The sequence below is a fragment of the Exiguobacterium marinum DSM 16307 genome, assembly GCF_000620845.1.
GTDB lineage: Bacteria > Bacillota > Bacilli > Exiguobacteriales > Exiguobacteriaceae > Exiguobacterium > Exiguobacterium marinum.
In genome coordinates, this window is sequence record NZ_KK211189.1 from 1,087,456 (window position 1) to 1,106,174 (window position 18,719).

General features: G+C 49.5%; 16 protein-coding genes and 1 riboswitch. Of the genes, 12 read left to right on the forward strand and 4 right to left on the reverse strand.

What is annotated here, in order from left to right; translation table 11 throughout:
• Positions 1-48 precede the first annotated feature (48 nt).
• The 5 genes from pulA to P400_RS0105935 all read left to right on the forward strand — a co-directional run bounded on the left by pulA (position 49) and on the right by P400_RS0105935 (position 6,024).
• Entirely contained in the window at positions 49-2,970 is a 2,922-nt protein-coding gene (gene pulA, locus P400_RS0105915) for a type I pullulanase (RefSeq protein WP_026825316.1), read from the forward strand.
• A gap of 209 nt (positions 2,971-3,179) precedes the next feature.
• Entirely contained in the window at positions 3,180-4,256 is a 1,077-nt protein-coding gene (locus P400_RS14960; RefSeq protein ID WP_034771376.1) for a nitric oxide synthase oxygenase, read from the forward strand.
• A 14-nt stretch (positions 4,257-4,270) separates the two neighbouring features.
• On the forward strand, positions 4,271-4,690 hold the full coding sequence (locus P400_RS0105925; RefSeq protein WP_026825317.1) for an RDD family protein: 420 nt from the start codon (positions 4,271-4,273) through the stop codon (positions 4,688-4,690).
• Positions 4,691-4,826: 136 nt separating this feature from the next.
• Entirely contained in the window at positions 4,827-5,678 is an 852-nt protein-coding gene (locus tag P400_RS0105930) for a DegV family protein (RefSeq protein WP_026825318.1), read from the forward strand.
• 19 nt (positions 5,679-5,697) lie between these two features.
• Positions 5,698-6,024, forward strand: coding sequence for a thioredoxin family protein (locus P400_RS0105935; protein ID WP_026825319.1), 327 nt, complete (start codon positions 5,698-5,700; stop codon positions 6,022-6,024).
• Between the two features lie 96 nt (positions 6,025-6,120).
• Here the strand turns inward: P400_RS0105935 and P400_RS0105940 are convergent, their stop codons facing one another.
• The 3 genes from P400_RS0105940 to P400_RS0105950 form a co-directional block, all read right to left on the reverse strand.
• Complete coding sequence (locus P400_RS0105940) at positions 6,121-6,846, reverse strand: hypothetical protein (RefSeq protein WP_026825320.1); 726 nt, start codon at positions 6,844-6,846, stop codon at positions 6,121-6,123.
• 85 nt (positions 6,847-6,931) lie between these two features.
• Positions 6,932-9,253: an ABC transporter permease gene (locus P400_RS0105945; protein WP_026825321.1), complete on the reverse strand. Its 2,322-nt coding sequence runs from the start codon at positions 9,251-9,253 to the stop codon at positions 6,932-6,934.
• Positions 9,254-9,265: 12 nt separating this feature from the next.
• The gene (locus P400_RS0105950; RefSeq protein WP_026825322.1) at positions 9,266-9,964 is read right to left on the reverse strand and encodes an ABC transporter ATP-binding protein; all 699 of its coding nucleotides are present in this window, start codon (positions 9,962-9,964) and stop codon (positions 9,266-9,268) included.
• 161 nt (positions 9,965-10,125) lie between these two features.
• Here P400_RS0105950 and P400_RS0105955 point away from each other — a divergent pair, with 161 nt between their 5' ends.
• Positions 10,126-10,956 carry a DegV family protein gene (locus P400_RS0105955; protein WP_026825323.1) on the forward strand — a complete coding sequence of 277 codons (831 nt, stop codon included), beginning with the start codon at positions 10,126-10,128 and terminating at the stop codon, positions 10,954-10,956.
• 289 nt (positions 10,957-11,245) lie between these two features.
• Positions 11,246-12,925, forward strand: coding sequence for a sensor domain-containing diguanylate cyclase (locus P400_RS0105965; RefSeq protein WP_026825324.1), 1,680 nt, complete (start codon positions 11,246-11,248; stop codon positions 12,923-12,925).
• Positions 12,926-12,968: 43 nt separating this feature from the next.
• On the opposite strand, the gene P400_RS0105970 is transcribed toward P400_RS0105965, so the two are convergent.
• Entirely contained in the window at positions 12,969-13,610 is a 642-nt protein-coding gene (locus P400_RS0105970) for a homing endonuclease associated repeat-containing protein (RefSeq protein WP_026825325.1), read from the reverse strand.
• 452 nt (positions 13,611-14,062) lie between these two features.
• On the opposite strand from P400_RS0105970, the gene P400_RS0105975 reads away from it, so the two are divergent.
• From P400_RS0105975 to ribH, 5 genes are all read left to right on the forward strand, one after another.
• Positions 14,063-14,875, forward strand: coding sequence for an undecaprenyl-diphosphate phosphatase (locus P400_RS0105975; RefSeq protein ID WP_026825326.1), 813 nt, complete (start codon positions 14,063-14,065; stop codon positions 14,873-14,875).
• A gap of 80 nt (positions 14,876-14,955) precedes the next feature.
• Positions 14,956-15,098: riboswitch (FMN riboswitch) on the forward strand.
• A gap of 152 nt (positions 15,099-15,250) precedes the next feature.
• Complete coding sequence (gene ribD, locus P400_RS0105980) at positions 15,251-16,315, forward strand: bifunctional diaminohydroxyphosphoribosylaminopyrimidine deaminase/5-amino-6-(5-phosphoribosylamino)uracil reductase RibD (protein WP_026825327.1); 1,065 nt, start codon at positions 15,251-15,253, stop codon at positions 16,313-16,315.
• Positions 16,315-16,956 carry a riboflavin synthase gene (ribE, locus tag P400_RS0105985; RefSeq protein WP_026825328.1) on the forward strand — a complete coding sequence of 214 codons (642 nt, stop codon included), beginning with the start codon at positions 16,315-16,317 and terminating at the stop codon, positions 16,954-16,956. Before ribD ends, ribE begins: the two co-directional genes overlap by 1 nt.
• Positions 16,956-18,131 (forward strand): 3,4-dihydroxy-2-butanone-4-phosphate synthase, encoded by a 1,176-nt coding sequence (ribB, locus tag P400_RS0105990; protein WP_026825329.1) that lies wholly within the window; start codon positions 16,956-16,958, stop codon positions 18,129-18,131. Before ribE ends, ribB begins: the two co-directional genes overlap by 1 nt.
• A gap of 5 nt (positions 18,132-18,136) precedes the next feature.
• Positions 18,137-18,601, forward strand: a complete 465-nt coding sequence (ribH, locus tag P400_RS0105995; protein WP_026825330.1) for a 6,7-dimethyl-8-ribityllumazine synthase — start codon at positions 18,137-18,139, stop codon at positions 18,599-18,601.
• Positions 18,602-18,719: the final 118 nt, after the last annotated feature.

An 18,719-nucleotide genomic window follows, 5' to 3' on the forward strand; every position in this document is an offset into this window, starting at 1 on the left:
TTTTTGTGTAAGCGTTTTCTTAAAATAGTGCTACAAGGAGGGACCCTCATGGTCAAAAAACAATGGAAACCCGTATGGGCAGTTGTGCTAACGTTTGCACTAATTCTGTCAATGTTTCCGATGCCGACGTCCGCTTTAGATAAAGGGGAGTCGACTTTAGTCGTCGTCCATTATCAAGAGGCGCCGGATAATGAAAAGGATTGGAACTTATGGCTTTGGGCAAATGGCCCAGATTACTTCCCAAATAAAGGCTTCACGTTTAATGGGGAAGATTCATTTGGAAAGGTGGCGGCTTATGAATTCCCGGTCGACTCACCTGAAAAGATCGGTCTCATCGTCCGAACGGACAATTGGGACAAAGATAAAGGGTCGGAGAATGACCGCTTCATCACGAACGATATGATCCAAGACGGTGTCGCGGAAGTTTGGATCAAGTCAGGCGACCCGACGATTTATACGTCAAACCCGGACGGGGAGACGGTCTCAACGGAAATCGACATGAAAGTTCACTATTTCCGTTACGACAATACATACACGGACTGGGGTCTGTGGGCTTGGCCGGACGGAGGGGACGGACAGAACATCACGTTCGATGAGACCGATGCATTCGGCGCCATCGCGAACGTGAAACTCGCCAACCCGGAATCGAAAAAATTGATGGGTTTAATCACGAAAAAAGGAGAATGGACGGAAAAGGACGGCGCAGACCGTTTTGTTCTCGGTACAGCGAAAGAGATTTGGCTCGTTGAAGGAGATTCGACAATCTATTATTCAGAGCCACAAATCGACCGTTCCCCTAAACTCGTCGCGTTCTCGGCGGATACGTTCCGACAAGCGACACTCACGACGAACCGTGCCATTACGGACGCGTTCATCGATGAATTGAGCGTAGACGGTGCAACGGTTGAGTCGATTGAAAAGACCGGAGACAAGTCGGTCACGATTCAATTTACAGAAGACATCGATTTAGCGAAGATTATTCAAGCGTCGCATCCGGAATACGGCGAACAGACACTTCAAGCCGGCAAGGTGCTTCGCTCGAAAGAATTCGACGCGAAATATGCGTACGATGGTAAACTCGGCATCACGTACCAAAAATCAAAAACGAAGTTTGTTCTTTGGGCACCGACGGCTCAACAAGTCGAGCTCGAGCTTTGGAATATGCCGACAGACCGACCAACGAACGATAAAGATATGAAAAAAGCCATCCAAATGAAACGCAGTGAGCGTGGCACGTGGGTGACGGAAGTACGCGGTGACCTTGACGGCATCGGCTATACGTACCAAGTGACACATGCGACAGGTAAGGTTCGTGCGGTCGATCCGTATGCGACGGCTGTCGGTGTGAACGGTGATCAGGGCGTCGTCGTCGATTTGAAAGAAACGGACCCGAAACGATGGAACTCGATGAAGCCGAAGTTGAAGCAGTCAACGGATGCGATTATCTATGAGACACACGTCCGTGACCTTTCAATCTTTGATGTGAAGACGGATAAGTATGACTCAGGCATCAAAAACAAAGGGAAATACCTCGGTGTCATCGAACCAGGAACACGTCTCCTCATCGACGGTAAAAAGACGGCGACGAAAACAGGACTCGACCACGTCAAAGACCTTGGCGTGACTCATGTCCAGTTCATTCCTGTCTATGACTTCAACACGGCATCGGTCGATGAGACGAATCCGATGGCGACATATAACTGGGGATACGACCCGAAAAACTATAATGCGCCAGAAGGGTCGTATTCAACGGACCCTTACGATGCAAAAGTACGCATCACGGAAATGAAACAGATGATTCAAGGTTTACATGACAACAACCTACGTGGTGTCATGGACGTGGTATATAACCATATGTTTGATGCGCAGGCGTCAAACTTGCATAAAATTGTACCTGGCTACTATTACCGTTACACGGCTGGTGGTGATTTCGCCAATGGCACAGGTGTCGGGAACGATACCGCGTCCGAACGAGCGATGATGCAAAAACTCATCGTCGACTCGGTCGTCTATTGGGCGAAAGAATACCATTGGGACGGATTCCGTTTCGACTTGATGGGCATCCATGACGTCGAGACGATGAACAAAGTCCGAGCAGAGTTGAATCGAGTCGACAAGTCGATTCTCGTCTTCGGAGAAGGGTGGGACCTCGGCACACCACTCGATGCCGAATTAAAAGCAAATCAAAAGAACGCCTACGACATGCCGGGAGTCGCGCACTTCAATGACAATATCCGTGATGGATTGAAGGGGAGCGTCTTCTACGATGAGGACAAAGGCTTCATCAATGGAAAAGAAGGCATGGAAAATCGCGTGAAGACGGGAATCGTCGGAGAAATCGCTTATAGCGACACGATTAAAGGATTCACAAAAGAACCGACGCAAGCCATCACATACGTCGAAGCCCACGATAATCACACCCTTTGGGATAAGCTGGAGTTGACGAACCCGATCGCATCTGAATTCAATAAAACGAAGATGCATCGGCTCGCATCAAGTATCCTACTAACGAGTCAAGGGACGACATTCCTTCACGCTGGGCAAGAATTCATGCGCACGAAGGAAGGCGACCATAACTCGTACAAATCACCGGACTCGATCAACCAGCTCGATTGGAAACGGGCAGCAGACCGCAAGGCGGACGTCCAGTACATGAAAGGGTTGATTGAGATGCGTAAGGCAAACCCTGGTCTCCGGATGACGAAAGCGAGCGACGTGAAACAATTCTTGACGTTCCATAAAGCGGAAGCGAACGTCATCACGTACACGATTGATGAAGATGCACCTGGTCAAAAGAATGACTTGTTCATCACGCATAACGCCAACCCGACAAATGTCCGAATCACTCTTCCGAAAGGGAAGTGGAACGTGATTGTCGATGGTAACCGTGCCGGAACGAAGACAATCAAGCACGTATCAGGTAAGATTCGTGTCCCAGCCTATAAAACGTTTGTTTTAGAACGCAAGTAAACGTTGGCCCCACTTCGTGACGAAGTGGGGTTTTTTAGATATGCAAGTTCACTAGGGGACCGACACAAGAGGAAGGATGTTTTTACATTGCGCTCGAAAAAAGACGGTCATACAGATCGAGACTGTCACGCGAAAGAATAGATAGTTGAAACAAGGGTCTTCTTTTCTCTAAGATGGAGAAAGAGAGAATGAGTGAGGAGACTTATGAGATGAACCTATACGACCAAGCGAGCGACTGGATGCGACAATGGCATGACGACCCTTCTGAACGCCTAAGACAAATACAAAATGAAATCGAGCGAACAGGTACTTACACGTTGACGACCGAAGAGTTGTCTGAAGGGGCCAAGATGGCGTGGCGAAACTCGAATCGTTGCATCGGACGTTTGTTTTGGCAGACGCTCCATGTGATTGACGCCCGGGATGCCGATACGTTTGACGATGTCTACGCTCGACTGGTCGATCACCTTCATTTCGCCACGAACGAGGGAAAAATCCGTTCGACGATGACGGTCCTTCCGAACGAGTTCCAATTGTTAAATGCACAACTGATTCGGTACGCGGGATATGAGACGCCAGACGGGATCATCGGCGACCCGATGTCTGTCACGATGACGAAACGGGCCGAACAACTTGGATGGGTCGGTTCCGGGACTCCGTTTGATGTTCTTCCGCTCATGATCACAGATGGTCAGGATGTTCGTCTCTACGAATTGCCAAGTGAGGCAGTGCTCGAGGTGGACATCGTGCATGAAGACGTTGACTTGTTTGACGGTCGCGCGATCAAATGGCATGCTCTTCCGGCGATCACCGATATGGAGCTTGAAATCGGTGGGCTTCGGTTTACGTCGATCCCATTCAACGGTTGGTATATGGAGACGGAAATCGGGGCGCGCAATTTAGCAGACACGGACCGCTATGACTTGTTGCCACTTGTCGGACGGTCGCTCGGGCTTGAGACGACAAAAGAACGCTCACTTTGGCGTGACCGCGCTCTCGTTGAATTGAATATCGCCGTCCTGCAATCGTTTGAACGAGCGGGTGTTACGATTGTCGATCATCATACCGCCGCAAAACAGTTCAAACGGTTCGAAAAAAATGAGCTAGAAGCGGGGCGTGACGTCACCGGACAATGGAGTTGGCTCATCCCGCCTTTATCGCCTGCGACGACACACGTCTTCCACGAGCATTATGATGACGTTATCAAAACACCGAACTTGTTTGCGAGAAGCGGATGTCCCTTCTCAGGGTTTCGTCAGCCGATAAAAGAGGAATTGAAAGGCTAGAACCGAGAGAAAGGATGATTACTGTGGCAGTCCCGCTTTGGAAACGAGCCGTTGCCGGTCAAATCGACCAAGTCGTCTTTCAGACACCGGCCAAGCTGATTGAAAAGGCCATCCGTAAAAAAGTATGGCCGGACAAAGAAGTAAAACGGTACTACTTCCCGACCGTTGTGACGATGGCCGGAGAAGTCTACTGTATGCTGTATCGAAATGGTCAGACACTAGGTGACCGTATCGTTGGAATCAAGGTCGTGAGTGCAGATGGACGTCCGCTTTCCTTTGAGCAAGTCATCAAACGGACGCTGTATAAAGATGTCGTCTATCCGGCGACGCTCGGGATTCCCTTAATTCGGGCACTCCAACAGATGAAGTCAAACAAGGACCTCGAGTTGCCGCATGACGAATTCGCCCATACGAAATTGATTTCGACGAAGTGAAGAGAGGCAGGGCGACCGCGTGTCGCTCTGTTTTTTCGTCTCATTCAGACGGCTAGCAGTCGGCTAGGAATAGGGGCAAAAAATAAGGTATAATGAGATTGGACAAAAATGAACGACCATTGGAGGATCTTTAGTTATGACAAAAATCGCATGGATTACCGACAGCATGGCCAACTTCTCCCAAGAAGAAGCAGCACGACTCGGTGTAGATATCGTTCCGATTCAGTTGATTGTGGACGGTAACGGCTATAGTGAAACAAATCTCTCGCTTGAAGACTTACATCGGTATATGATTGACCAAAAGAAAGAAGCGAAGACGTCACAACCGATTTTCGGAGATTTCATTGGGCGCTATGAGCGCTTAAAAGAGGAAGGGTACGATTGTGCCATCGCCGTCCATTGTTCGAACGGATTGAGCAGCACAGCGAAAAACTCAAAAGCAGCGGCAGAAGCGGCTGACTTCAAAGTATATACGATCGACTCGCATGCTGCGCTCGAAGCGCAACAAGAACTCGTCCGAATCGGTAAGGCCGCCGAACAAGAAGGCAAGTCGGTCGAAGAGATCGTCGCACTGCTCGAGGCATGGCGCGACAAGAAGAACTTCTTCATGATTATCGGCAACATGGAAACGATGCGCCGGGGCGGTCGAGTTTCTTCCGGAGAGATGTTCCTTGCGAACATCTTGAACATCAAACCGATTATCACGCTCGATGAGACAGGAAAAGTCATTCCGTTTAAAAAGGCACGTTCGTTGAAGAAGGCGTATGCGGAGATGGTCGGCGAACTCGAACGTCGTCATGCGGAGAACGGTGTGAAGGATAACCGTGTATTCGTCCAGACGGCACTCTCACCAAAGATGCAAGACGACTTTGTCGCGCTCATCGAGTCGAAATTACCGGGTCTCGAAGTGGTGCGGACACGATTCTGTCCATCCATCGCGGTACATGCCGGCTTTGAAACTGTCGGTGTCTTGTGGCTCGACGCTTAACAAATAGGAGGAATGCAAGATGGAAGCAATGACAACCTTGACTGGATTGAATGAACGGATTGCGGGCGTGGAACAACTGCTCGTCTATGTCTCTCATCCAGGGTGCAGTGTCTGTCATGCGCTGAAACCTCAAATCGAAGAGATGCTCCAACAGTTCCCTGAAATCGAATCAGTCGCGGTGGATTCGGACGAAGTCCCTGAAATAGCAGGAACTTTCTCCATTTTCACCGTACCGGTCGTCCTCTTTTTCATCAATGGGAAAGAGATGCTGCGCCGGGCACGATTCGTCCCAATCGGTGAACTGACGCATCAACTCGAACGTATGCAAGAAATGAGACAAGCATGAACATGAACCTTCATCCATTCATCGGATGAAGGTTTTTTAGTGAGGTGAAAATATTGAAAATAAAAAACGGAGCACCGTTAACGGCACTCCGACAGGTTATTCTGCTGCTTGCGGCACGAGGTAAATCAAGCCGAACGGGTTATGCAACAAGTTGTCAATCGTCGTCCGCTCGTCTTCGCCCATTTCGACCGTGAAGGCACGACCGTCTTCGAAAGCGAATCGGTCACCATCACCGAACATCGTTCCTCCTGAGATGAGATGGAAGTTGAACGAGTGAATCACGTGGATGGCATCTTCAATATCGAGTGTCATCGGCACGGCCACATCTGCATGACCGAACGCTTTCATTCCCCATGACATATAGGCGTTCTCTTCTTCCGTGATTGCGGTGAGGAGTGAATAGTCGAGCGCGAGATCTTCTTCTTTTGACTCCTGCCATTCTTCTTTTGAGTAGGCGACGCCGGCCGATTCGACCATGACACCGAGCCCGCCTGCGTTTAACACGGCGTTCGCGGCTCGACGTGCCGCAGCGACGTCTGTCAAATCGTTGACGTCGACAATCAAGTAGACGACGTGCGTGTGACGTGCGAGTCCTTTCGCGATTTTCGGTGTGAACCCGCCGGAGCTGGCGTGAATCATTGCCTCGGCTAGAGCAGGGTCACGTTCTACGGCTTCTACGGTGAACGCTTTTCCTGTTTCGTCTTCAAGCAACAGCAGACCGGCCATTGTGTAGCCTTCACTATGTAAACTGATTTGTTCGCTTACGCCTTCTACGGAAGACCAGTTTCCGGGAATGGCGAGCATAACTTGTGTACGATTCATGTCAATCATCCTTTTCTGCAAAAAGTCAGACCCCTCCTCAAGAGAGGTCTGGTCTATCCTCTATTATGCCCTATTTTGGCATAAATTATTCTTGATATGACTTTAATACTTCCTGAAGTGGGATTTGATCGATCTTCCGTCGGCTGACGAACGTGCTCATGAAGAAGAGGAGAGCGACCGCGCCAAGCGTGTAGACGATATAAATCCATTCGAATTCAAGCGGAAGAACGAGCCCGTAATCTTCTGCGAAAACGACGATGATGACTCGGAGTGTCAACAGGGCAATCGGAATACTCAAGAGAGCAGAGACGAGTGCGTAGATGAAGTAGCTGTTCAAAATCATCGAGCGGACTTCTCGTTTCTGATACCCCATCACTTTTAAAAGCGAGATCACGTAGTAGTTCTTCTCGACCGTGAGCGCCGTCAGAACGAACAGGATACTGAAGGCGATGAGGGATGCTCCGCCGATTAAGACGTTCATCATGAAGTTCATATATTGATTGATCGACTCGGACTGCTCAATCAATCCTTGGCGGGACAAAATGGTCGGATAATCCGACTCATTCGGACGCTCCGTCGCATAAATCCCGTTGAACAGGCTATCTGTCACTCCGTCACTTAACAGTTCACTCAATTCTGTTCGGGGCAGGTAGGCGAAGTCTCCGGAAAATTCATCGGCGATGCCAATGATCGGGTACGTCAGCGTGTCTCCGTCGAGGTCAACGTCAATTTCTTGTCCGGTCTCAAGACCAAGTTTCAGGGCAAGCGAGGAAGAGACGATCAACCCACCGGATTCTGGTACCAACTTGTCCCCGTCCTCATTCTGAAGCGGAAACAATGTGTTGTCGTCACTCAACCCTTTCAAAGTGATGAGTTTGTCTTCGACAAAGGCGAACGGGTAGGTGAGGAACGGCTCTTGCCCCTCTTCTACAGTCGGTGTCGAATCCGTATAGGCTTCATATTCATAGACGGCATCGTTCAATCCTCCCACGGTCATTCGGTCGACGGCACCGTTCATCATGAGGGCGAAGATGATGAGGATTGTTGAGAACAAGATGCCGAGGAAGAAAATCAAGAAGCTCCCCGTGCTCTTAACCGCATACAAATATTTAAATTTCGTCTTGCCGCTCGCCTGTTTCAACAGTCGACTGACGAGACGGCTGAGTCGATTGAGCGAGACATTGTCTCGCGGTGACAGGAGGGCGAGGGCGCTCTCTCCCATGATTTTATAGATGACCCCGCCCGCGACAAGCGCGAAGAAGAACAGTGGGGCAAATACAGCCGTCAAAAAGACAAGCGGACTTTGGGCAATCGTGATGGACGGCAAGAGATAAAAGTCGAGATACAGTTCTTTTAATGGATTTGCGAAATAGAGTCCGAGGAAATAACCGATGATGAGCATGAAGAAAGCGAAAATTAAGATAAGCACTAGATAAGGCGCGGCGATTTGACGGCGACTATATCCGATTGCTTTTAACAGTCCAATTTGACCACGTTCGGCCTCGAGCATATTCGAGATTAGAATGGCGACGATGATGACAGCGATTGAAACGATAAACAAACTGAGTCCGAGGGCCATCGCCTTCCCGGATGAAATTTCACTATAGATGGCGCCGCTTCGAATAATGTTCTCGGTTTCCATGACCGAGACGACAAAAGGTAGTTCGAGGTCGGTCTCAACCGTTTGATTGGTCACACCTGATAATCGGAATGACTCTTGTCCGACAATTGACTCGAACGATTCATCCGTCATGAGAAGAAGCGTTTGCGAACCCGGGTCAAGATTGAATAAATTATCATCGAAGAGTGGAAGCGTGTAGTCGGGGAAGAGGACAAACCCGCTCACTGTGAACGGTCGACCGAGATCGATCATGTCCCCGACTTCAATCCCATTCTCTTCTGCGTATTTTTTATTGAGGGCGACCTCGTCGTTCGTGTTCGGTCTGTCACCTGCTTCAAGGTAGGAGCGATTGATCGTGTCCGATTCTTTAATTAACAGTCCGCGATGTTCGGCACCATCGAGTGTGTACGTGATGGCTTTCAAATCGCGCAGTTCAATCGTCGCATCCGGCATTTCTTTTTCGACCGCATCAATTCGTGAGGTGATGAGACGGTTGAAGACGCCCTCATCGGCTCGTTTGATGTCGGATAAGGTGAAAGTACCTGTACTTGCTAGGGCGGCGACATCGGGGTCACGCAGCTCTTCTTCCGTTACCCGGTTGAGCATCTCAATGGCGAAATCTTCTTGGTTCGATTGCTCTAGATATTCTTCGGTCGGGACCTCGATTCCGCTGATGCCGTAAAACATCATCGTGTATGTGAGCGAACTCATGACGATGATGATAGCAATGGCAAGGAGTTGCATCCATTTTTTACTTAATGTCTTCCACACATTTTTATAAAGCATATCACCACCTCCTTATCCCCAATGGATGTCCCGTGCCGCGACCCGGATGTCATGGTGGGTCACTTCAGTGATTCGACCGGAGTTCATCTTGATGACATCGTCTGCCATCTCACTGATGCCATTGTTGTGCGTGATGACGACAATTGTTTTTTTGTATGTCTCGTTCAAACGCTCTAACAGCTCAAGCACCTTTTTCGAATTTTCTTCGTCGAGCGACCCCGTCGGTTCATCACAAAAGACGAGGGCCGGATTTTTAGCAAGGCTACGGGCGACCGAGACGCGTTGCTGTTCGCCACCGGACAATTGATACGGGTATTTATCACGTGCTGCCGCGAGTCCGACCTGTTCGAGCAGGTCATCGATCGAGAGTGGGTCTTTCGATAGATCGGATCCGAGTTGCACGTTCTCATAGACGGTCAAGTTTTGAAGGAGGTTGTATTGTTGAAAGATAAAGCCGAGGTGATCGCGTCGAAATGACGTCATCTGCTCAGTAGACAAATCAGTCAGGATGGTGTCCCCGAACGTGATTTTGCCGGATGTGACGGTGTCGAGCCCACTGATGACATTGAGTAGTGTACTTTTCCCACTTCCGCTCGGACCAAGAATCACGACGAACGCGCCATCACGGATGGTGAGGTCGATGTCTTTCAAGGCGGCTGTTTCCACATCGCCTGTCTTATAGATTTTATTGACGTTCTGTAGTTGAATCATATTAAACACACCTCCTTCATTCGTTATACATACTGTACCCTTTTCGAGAAAAGATTGGTCATCAAGCACATAGGATGTTTTGAAAAAATAGTGAAACCGCTTCACCTGTGATAAAATAATATAACCAGGTACTATTAAACTTTTTAAAGGGAGAACTTTTCATGAAGATTGCCTATATTACAGACAGCACAATTGTCCTTCCGGATGCTTTAACGAAACATCCTGACATCCATATCGTTCCACTTTACGTCGTCAAAGGGGATCAACCGTATAAAGACGGAATCGAAGTCGATGCGACAACCGTATACGAGTGGATCGATGCGGGGGAGCGCGTGTCGACGAGTCAGCCTGCAATCGGAGACTTTGTCACGCTCTATGAAAAATTGAAAGAAGAGTATGACATGGGAATCGCGATTCACTTGTCATCGGACTTAAGCGGGACGTATTCGGCATCTGTACAAGGGGCCGAGATTGCGAACTTTAAATTACTCGCCATCGATTCACGGGCAGGCATCTACACGATGGGACTCATGCTTGAGGAGTTGATTGAACGGGTCGAACGAGGCGATGCGCTCGAAGACGTAGAAGCCTACATGAAGGTGCGCGTCGAGGACGTCCGCATCGAATTGACGATTCAAAATTTGACGCAAATGCAAAAAGGCGGACGAATCTCCAAATCGAAGGCGCTCATCGGGAACATGCTTCAATTGAAACCGGTACTTCGATTTGAGGATGGGTTGATCGTTCCGTATCAAACGGTTCGCACATACAAGAAAGCACAGGCTCACTTGTTCGAAGTGTTGCGTGCGGCGATCGAGTCCGGCGAGTGTCAAGACGTTTCGATTTTTCACGGGAACGTCCCTGAACTTGCTGAGGAGTGGAAACAACGACTCGGTGACACGATTCCGATCCGAGTCGATACGCTCGCACCACTTCTCGGGGCGCATACGGGCTCCGGGTCAATCGGAATTTCTTATGTTAAAGCGAAGTAATGGTTAAGGGCGGTCCTTCTGTGAGGGCCGCCCTTTCTACGTATTCTTCTGTTTCCGTAAATAGAGAAATGTGATGGTAAGCGAATAGATGAACAAAAACGTAATCAGGAATAGAGAAAAGTCCATGGTTAGCCCCCTTTTATAAAGGCTGTTGCCGACATCAATATTAGCGAAACATTGAATTGGGAATCTTTTCAATATTTCATTGTCTCAACTTTCAAACAATTGCTGGAATGTTTTTGCATTACGGGTCATACTAGAAAAAATGAACGAGGAGAGGGGGGAGACGATGCAATTTCGGAAGTATCTGGTTCGGAGCTGGCTCGCGTGGATGCTCGTCTTCACGGGTGTGACTTATTTGACCATCCAACACCTTGATTCGTTCGATTGGCCGTTGTTTTGGTTTATTTATACGCTTGGTGCGTTGTTTGTCATGAACCCGCTCAAACGTAGACATTTGCATTTCACGTTTCATGAGATGTTCGTCTTCATCACTTTTTTCCTGTATGGACTTGCTCCAGCTCTCCTGATGGGGCAGTTACTCCTCCTTACATTTCAGGCACGGGCCTTCAATCACAAGGTCGGACGCAGACGATTCTTGCATTTTTATCCGCTCAACACGGTGATTGAAAGTCTCCTCGTCTTGTTACCGGGACTCACCTATATTGGACTTGGAGGACGAATCGGAGAATCTGTTCACTTGATTCAACAAGGCGTAGCGATGCTCGCATTTTTAGGAATGCTCTTCCTCATGCTCACGATGAGTTTTGCCCTGTCTTACTTTATGGTCGGGGAACGAATCCCGCTACCGATCATGTTCCGTCTGATTCGTTTCGACTGGCTTGTCGTATCGCTCGAATTGTTATTTACGATGATTGCGATTGAGGCATATTTATTGTTCGATTATGTCGGCTTTATCGTCACGTTCTTCGTCTTGTCCATTTTAAAAATGACAATGTCAAAAGCGACGGAGACGGAAGAGACGAAATCCAAAGTCGACCAGGTCGAACGTTTGAAGGAACAGTTATATCGAGTAAATAGCGAGCAGCTGTTGATTGAGAAATTTTGGAACGGACTACGTGACATTGTTGAAGTAGAGCGTGGTTGGCTTCAAGTCAACAGAAAAGGGGAGCGGACGTTTTATGACATGATGGGTCGCATCATCCCGAGTGTGCCGGACGCATTTATAATCGAGCGCTATCAAGATGTAGATGAGTCGTGTTTCGTCTACGACTCGTTACATGAATGGCATCCTGAGCTGCAACGACAACAACAGGAATTGCATCACTCGGCGCTTGTCATTCCACCGGTTTGGGGAGCAGAAACGGCTGTCAGCTGCATGGTATCGACGACAGCCAACGGGGCATACGAGACACCGATTGCCGTCGAAGTGAACAGGCTCCTTAAAACGTTATCGTGGTCAATCGAGCGAATCGACGAACGCAATCGTTTGCAACAGGAGAGTTTGACGGACCCACTGACTGGATTACATAATCAGCGGGCATTACGGAGTTGGACAAAAGAACGATTAAACGATGTCGCCTCTTATCCACTCTCGCTCTTCCTCATCGATTTAGATCACTTCAAGTCAATCAACGATACGTATGGACATGCGTTCGGAGATGAGGTGTTGATTGAAGCAAGTCAACTCTTCACACGAAATGTCCGGGCGACGGATTTGGTGACACGATACGGAGGAGAAGAATTCGTGTTCGTCTTCCCGAGAATGGATGAGGCGGCAGCCCATCTAGTCGGTGAGAAGATACGGGAAACCTTGAAACAGCATGATTTTGGGACAGAAGGAATGCGAATCACCGTGACGGCGAGTATTGGGATCGAAACGATTCATGAGTATGAAGACCTCGATACGGTATTGAGGCATGCGGACAGGGCTATGTATGTCGGGGCAAAATTCAATGGACGTGACCGGGTCGCCCACTATCACGACCTATCGACAGAAGTCAGATAAAAGGAGGACCTCCGCACGGGGATCCTCCTTTTGTATGAAATGATTATGAGTTCGTATTATAAAGTTCAGATTCAACCGCATGAACAGCGGCTGACCAGGAGCCATAGCGATGTAAAATGGCTTTTGTTGAAGGTTTGTTATTCCGCTTCGCCCATTCACGATACGCTTCGAATGAAAGCGAAAATCCCATTTCTTGAATGGCTTCACGAAGAGCATCGGATAGTTCTGTTTTCGAATAGGTCACACTCGCCTCAAGGCCCGCTTCGGCACAGGCATCATGCCACGAACCGAACGTTTTGACGATATGATAATGGCTCGGTGCCTTCGGATGGAGCTTTCGCCATTGCTGATACTTCTTCAAGGTGATAATCGAGCCCATGTCTCGCGAATAAAGTGCGAGCGTCTCGACGATGTCCTCACGTGTATACTTCGGCATTTTGTCTGGCAATTCGACAGTAGATTCTCCATGCCATTCATAGCCTGCGATGGCAAGTGCCTCAGCCCATGACCCGAACTGACGAATGATGGATTCAGGGGATGGCCATTTCTGTTCCATCGCGAAGCGACGGTAGACAGACCGGCGTGGACGTTCCTTCAGCAAGTCCCCGAGAAGGCGGATGCAATGGATCATCCTTTGCTGTTCGGTGGACAAGTGATGGGATTTAGTGGATAGCGTTTGACTCAATGATGGTTCCTCCTTCCGTGGACTCAAATCTGAACCGACAAAGATGAAAAAAATGCTCCTACAATCATACTATCGGATTGTTTTTCGGATTTATTAACGTGAATTTGAAATTTTTTAAACAATTCCTAAGAATTAGGTAGGACTAAAGACTCAGTTGATAATTTCAAAAAATGGTAACAGCTCTATTACAAATTAAATCGAATATCGTGAGAAATGTAAACATAAAGTTTTAATCATCCAAAATTGTCATATTTTATAAAAAAGTACCCATCTGGAGAAATGGGGTCATCGCCTTCGCTCCAGATGAGTACCCTTCTATAATAAATTTAATTTTCAGACTAATCAATCGAATAATGAAATTAGTTCAAAAAAAATTAAACGACTGGTCAATGAAAGTCCGATTCTGCTAAAATAGCCGCATTGAGTGAAAAACAGAAAAGAGGATCATCACTATGACAGTTTGGTTATTTTATACGTTGCTTGGATTGATTCAAGGTTTCACTGAGCCGATTCCGATTTCATCGAGTGGACATCTCGTTATCTTCCAAGAACTATTTAACATCGACTTGCCGGGATTGTCATTTGAAGTTTTCGTAAACTTCGCTTCGCTTCTCGCTGTCTTAACGATTTATCGAAAGGATGTTGTTCGCCTCATCGTGAGTTTGTGGACCTTCTTATTCAAAAAAGACCGAACGGACGAGACGATGGTCGATGTGAAGTTCATCGGATTACTACTCGTTGCAACGGTGCCAGCCGGTGTCCTTGGTGTCCTTTTCGGGGACTGGATCGGAGAAGTGCTCGGTGGCGTGGCGACAGTCGGGTATACGCTCATCATCACGGGACTCGCCCTTTGGTTCATCCGAGACATGCGAGGGAACAAAGGAGACGGTGGCATCACGCTTCGTGACGCCGTATTGATCGGGCTCGCGCAAGCCGTGGCACTCATTCCCGGAATCAGTCGGTCCGGGGCGACGATCGTCATGGCGATGTTACTCGGCATCAAGCAAGAATCGGCACTTCGTTTCTCGTTCTTCCTGTTCATCCCAATCAGTCTCGGGACGATGATTTTGGATGGTCCGACGCTCTTTACGAATCCGGAGACGCGTGACTTGTTCGGTCCGCTCATCCTGGCATTCATCGCATCTTACGTGTTGACGGCCATTTCGTTGAAGTGGTTCCAGCACATCATGGCGAAAGGCGAATTGAAATATTTCTCATATTATTGCTGGATTGTTGGACTTCTCGTCGTCCTCTTTCTCGCATAATCGGGACGCTACTCTCACGAGTGGCGTTTTTTGTTTTGCGTAATAAAAATAATTGCGATACAGTAAATCTGTACAAACAAATATTCCTTCGGGGTCGGGTGAAATTCCCAACCGGCGGTGATGGGCCCATGCCCTAAGTCCGTGACCCGGGCGCACGTGTGCGAACGGTGGATCTAGTGAGACTCTAGAGCCGACAGTATAGTCTGGATGGGAGAAGGAACAAAAAACAGGTCCGCGTGACCTGTGCTTCGTCGTACGCTTTTCTGTATAGAAAACGTTTATTTGGCTTGCCCAAAAGCGACGGAACCCTCCCACCAAGACCCTAAGGACCTTTCCTTAGGGTCTTTTGTTTGTACGGAAAAAGGAGGGAGAAAGATGAAACAGTACATGGAACAGGCCATTCAATTGGCCAAATCAGCCGATGGTCAAACCGGTGTCAATCCGCTCGTCGGTGCCGTGCTCGTCAAAGACGGACGCATCGTCGGAATGGGTGCCCATCTCAAGGCGGGCGAACCACATGCAGAGGTCCATGCCATCCGGATGGCTGGTCCCGCTGCATACGGGGCGACATTATATGTCACGCTCGAACCGTGCTCGCATCAAGGCAAGACGCCGCCGTGCGCAAATCTGATCGTGGAATCGGGCATCAAACGTGTCATCGTCGCCATGAAGGATCCGAACCCGCTCGTTGCGGGCAATGGGATTATTCGTCTTCAAACGGCCGGTATCGAGGTCGAAGTCGGTCTGCTTGAGGAGGAGGCGCGGGCATTGAATCCCGCGTTCTTGCGGTCGCTTGAGACGAAACGACCGTATGTCATCTTGAAGACGGCGACGAGCCTCGATGGGAAAGTCGCCTTGGAGACGGGAGAGAGTCAATGGGTGACAAGCCCGGAAGCCCGTCGTGATGTGCATGAACTACGTGCCACGGTCGATGCGATTTTGACTGGGATTGGCACGGTGCTTGCGGATGATCCGTCGCTCACGGTTCGATTGGGTCATGAGACGCGTCAACCGAAACGGGTCGTGCTCGACCGTGACCTACGATTACCGTTCGCCAGTACGCTGGCCCGGACCGCAGAAGACGTCCCGGTGCTCCTCTTCACTTCGTCTGATGAAGCAGAGCGACGTGAACGAGCTCAAGCTGTCGGCGTCGAATTATTCGATTATACGTCGCTCGGTATGGTCCTCGAGACACTATACGCGAATGGAATCGGGCGTGTATTGATCGAGGCCGGTCCGACGCTCGTCACATCACTCCTTGACGGAGGCTACGTGGATGAATGGGTCGCCTATCAATCACCACGGGTGTTCGGCGGTAAACATGGCGTCTATCGCTCACAACAGGTTGGTTCGATTGAGGACATCTCCCGTTTTATGATTCATCAGGTCGAAACGGTCGGACCCGACTTGAAAGTCGTCCTTCGAAAGGGGGCGTTCTGATGTTCACGGGAATCGTAGAAGAAATCGGGTCGGTCAAAGCGGTCAAGCGCAACGGGCCATCTTTACGACTCGTCTTGTCAGCTGCGAAGGTGCTCGATGATGTGAAGCTCGGGGACAGTATTGCCGTGAATGGGATCTGTCTCACGGTGACGACGTTCGATGACGCGACGTTCTCTGTCGATGTCATGCCGGAAACGTTGAAGGCGTCGAGTTTAGAAGGGGTCAAACCGGGAACACGTGTCAATCTCGAGCGGGCGATGCCGGCGAACGGACGATTCGGCGGACATTTCGTATCCGGCCATGTCGACGGGGTCGGACGAATCACGAAGAAACGACAGCTCGCGAATGCGGTGTATGTCGATATCCGATGTGAACGTGCGCTTCTCTCCTACATCGTACCGAAAGGCTCGATTTCTGTAGACGGAACGAGCTTGACCGTGTTTGACGTGTCGGAGCGAGGATTCACACTATCGTTAATTCCACATACGTATAGTGAGACCGTTCTAGGAACGAAACAGACGGGTGATTTGGTCAATTTAGAATGTGATCTGTTAGCAAAATATATGGAAAAAGTAATCGGGCAGTCGAAGATGACACTCGAGTCGTTGGCGGAACAAGGATATGGAAAGGCGGGATGGTAATGTTTGATTCGATTGAACGGGCGCTTGAGGAATTGAGACGAGGACGTCCCATCATCGTCGTGGATGACGAGGACCGCGAGAATGAAGGAGATTTTGTCGTACTAGGAGACAAGATGACACCTGAGACGATGAACTTTTTGATCACGGAAGGGAAAGGGCTCGTTTGTAGCGCTGTCGCGGAAGAAGTGGCGGCACGTCTTGACCTTTCGCCGATGGTGACGAACAGTACGGACCCGCACGGTACAGCGTTTACGGTCAGTGTCGACCATATCGATTCGACGACCGGGATCTCGGCGAGGGAACGGTCTCACACTGTTCGTGAACTGGCGAACCCGTCTTCCCGTCCTTCCGACTTCCAGCGACCGGGGCATCTATTCCCACTGATTGCGAAAAAAGGCGGCGTCTCGGTTCGCCGAGGTCACACCGAAGCTTCAGTTGATTTGGCGCGTCTCGCGGGAAGTGAGCCGGTAGCAGTCATTTGTGAAATCATTCGAGAGGACGGGGAGATGGCGCGCGTACCCGATTTGGTCCAAGTCGCTGAACGTCATGGGTTGGCGTTCATCACAATCGAAGCGCTAGTCCGGTATATGGAGACAAACCTCGTCACGCGAGAAGCAGACGTAGCGCTACCCTCATCGAAAGGGACGTTTCGAGTGATTGGCTACGAGAATCGGTTTGACGGGCAGGAGCACGTAGCCCTCGTCACCGAGACGCTCACGGACATCCCGCTCGTACGCATTCATTCGGAATGTTTGACGGGTGACGTCTTCGGGTCGTTCCGGTGTGATTGTGGTCCGCAACTCGATGCCGCGATGGCACGAATCGAGCAGGAGTCAGGCATCGTGCTTTATATGCGTCAGGAAGGGCGGGGCATCGGGCTGTTGAACAAACTGAAGGCGTATGCACTTCAAGAGAAAGGATTGGATACGGTCGAGGCGAACGTGGTACTCGGGTTTCATCCGGACATTCGGGACTACCGGGTGAGCGCGGCGATGCTCCGTGACCTCGGAGTGAAGCGTGTCCGGCTCATGACAAACAACCCTGAGAAAGTCGATGCCTTGGAATCGTGTGGCATCATGGTCGTCGAACGCGTTCCGATTCATGTCGGAGCGCACGAGGCGAACGAATCGTATCGAATGACGAAACAACTCAAAATGAATCATATTGGAGGATGAAGGACATGACCTATACATTTGAAGGAAACTTAGTTGGAGAAGGGTTAAAGATTGGAATCGTCGTAGGCCGGTTCAACGACTTGATTACGATGCGTCTGCTTGACGGGGCGAAGGATGCTTTGAAGCGTCATGGGGTGAAAGAAGAGGATGTATCGCTCGCGTTCGTCCCGGGTGCGTTCGAACTTCCCCTCGTCGCGAAAAAGATGGCGATGAGTCAAAACTATGATGCGGTCATCACGCTCGGTGCCGTCATCCGTGGTGCGACCCCACATTTTGATTACGTCTGTAACGAAGCGGCAAAAGGGATCGCACAGGCGAGCTATCAATCCGAAGTCCCGGTCATCTTCGGCGTGTTGACGACGGAGACGATTGAACAGGCGATTGAGCGTGCGGGAACAAAAGCAGGCAACAAAGGATGGGAAGCGGCGACTTCCGCCATCGAGATGGCCAATTTATTGAAACAAGTATAATCAAAAGCCGGGTGGTCACCACCTGGCTTTTCAAATGGATAAACTAGGATAAAAAGACTGAAAATTGGGTAAAAGAAGTGCATGGAACGATTGATTTCATTTCAGTTGATAGGGGAGG

Bases quoted from the DNA above. Each gene is read 5' to 3' on its own strand.
- pulA (WP_026825316.1), top strand. From the start codon at position 49: ATGGTCAAAAAACAATGGAAACCCGTATGGGCAGTTGTGCTAACGTTT.
- P400_RS14960 (WP_034771376.1), top strand. From the start codon at position 3,180: ATGAACCTATACGACCAAGCGAGCGACTGGATGCGACAATGGCATGAC.
- P400_RS0105925 (WP_026825317.1), top strand. From the start codon at position 4,271: ATGATTACTGTGGCAGTCCCGCTTTGGAAACGAGCCGTTGCCGGTCAA.
- P400_RS0105930 (WP_026825318.1), top strand. From the start codon at position 4,827: ATGACAAAAATCGCATGGATTACCGACAGCATGGCCAACTTCTCCCAA.
- P400_RS0105935 (WP_026825319.1), top strand. From the start codon at position 5,698: ATGGAAGCAATGACAACCTTGACTGGATTGAATGAACGGATTGCGGGC.
- P400_RS0105940 (WP_026825320.1), bottom strand. From the start codon at position 6,846: ATGAATCGTACACAAGTTATGCTCGCCATTCCCGGAAACTGGTCTTCC.
- P400_RS0105945 (WP_026825321.1), bottom strand. From the start codon at position 9,253: ATGCTTTATAAAAATGTGTGGAAGACATTAAGTAAAAAATGGATGCAA.
- P400_RS0105950 (WP_026825322.1), bottom strand. From the start codon at position 9,964: ATGATTCAACTACAGAACGTCAATAAAATCTATAAGACAGGCGATGTG.
- P400_RS0105955 (WP_026825323.1), top strand. From the start codon at position 10,126: ATGAAGATTGCCTATATTACAGACAGCACAATTGTCCTTCCGGATGCT.
- P400_RS0105965 (WP_026825324.1), top strand. From the start codon at position 11,246: ATGCAATTTCGGAAGTATCTGGTTCGGAGCTGGCTCGCGTGGATGCTC.
- P400_RS0105975 (WP_026825326.1), top strand. From the start codon at position 14,063: ATGACAGTTTGGTTATTTTATACGTTGCTTGGATTGATTCAAGGTTTC.
- ribD (WP_026825327.1), top strand. From the start codon at position 15,251: ATGAAACAGTACATGGAACAGGCCATTCAATTGGCCAAATCAGCCGAT.
- ribE (WP_026825328.1), top strand. From the start codon at position 16,315: ATGTTCACGGGAATCGTAGAAGAAATCGGGTCGGTCAAAGCGGTCAAG.
- ribB (WP_026825329.1), top strand. From the start codon at position 16,956: ATGTTTGATTCGATTGAACGGGCGCTTGAGGAATTGAGACGAGGACGT.
- ribH (WP_026825330.1), top strand. From the start codon at position 18,137: ATGACCTATACATTTGAAGGAAACTTAGTTGGAGAAGGGTTAAAGATT.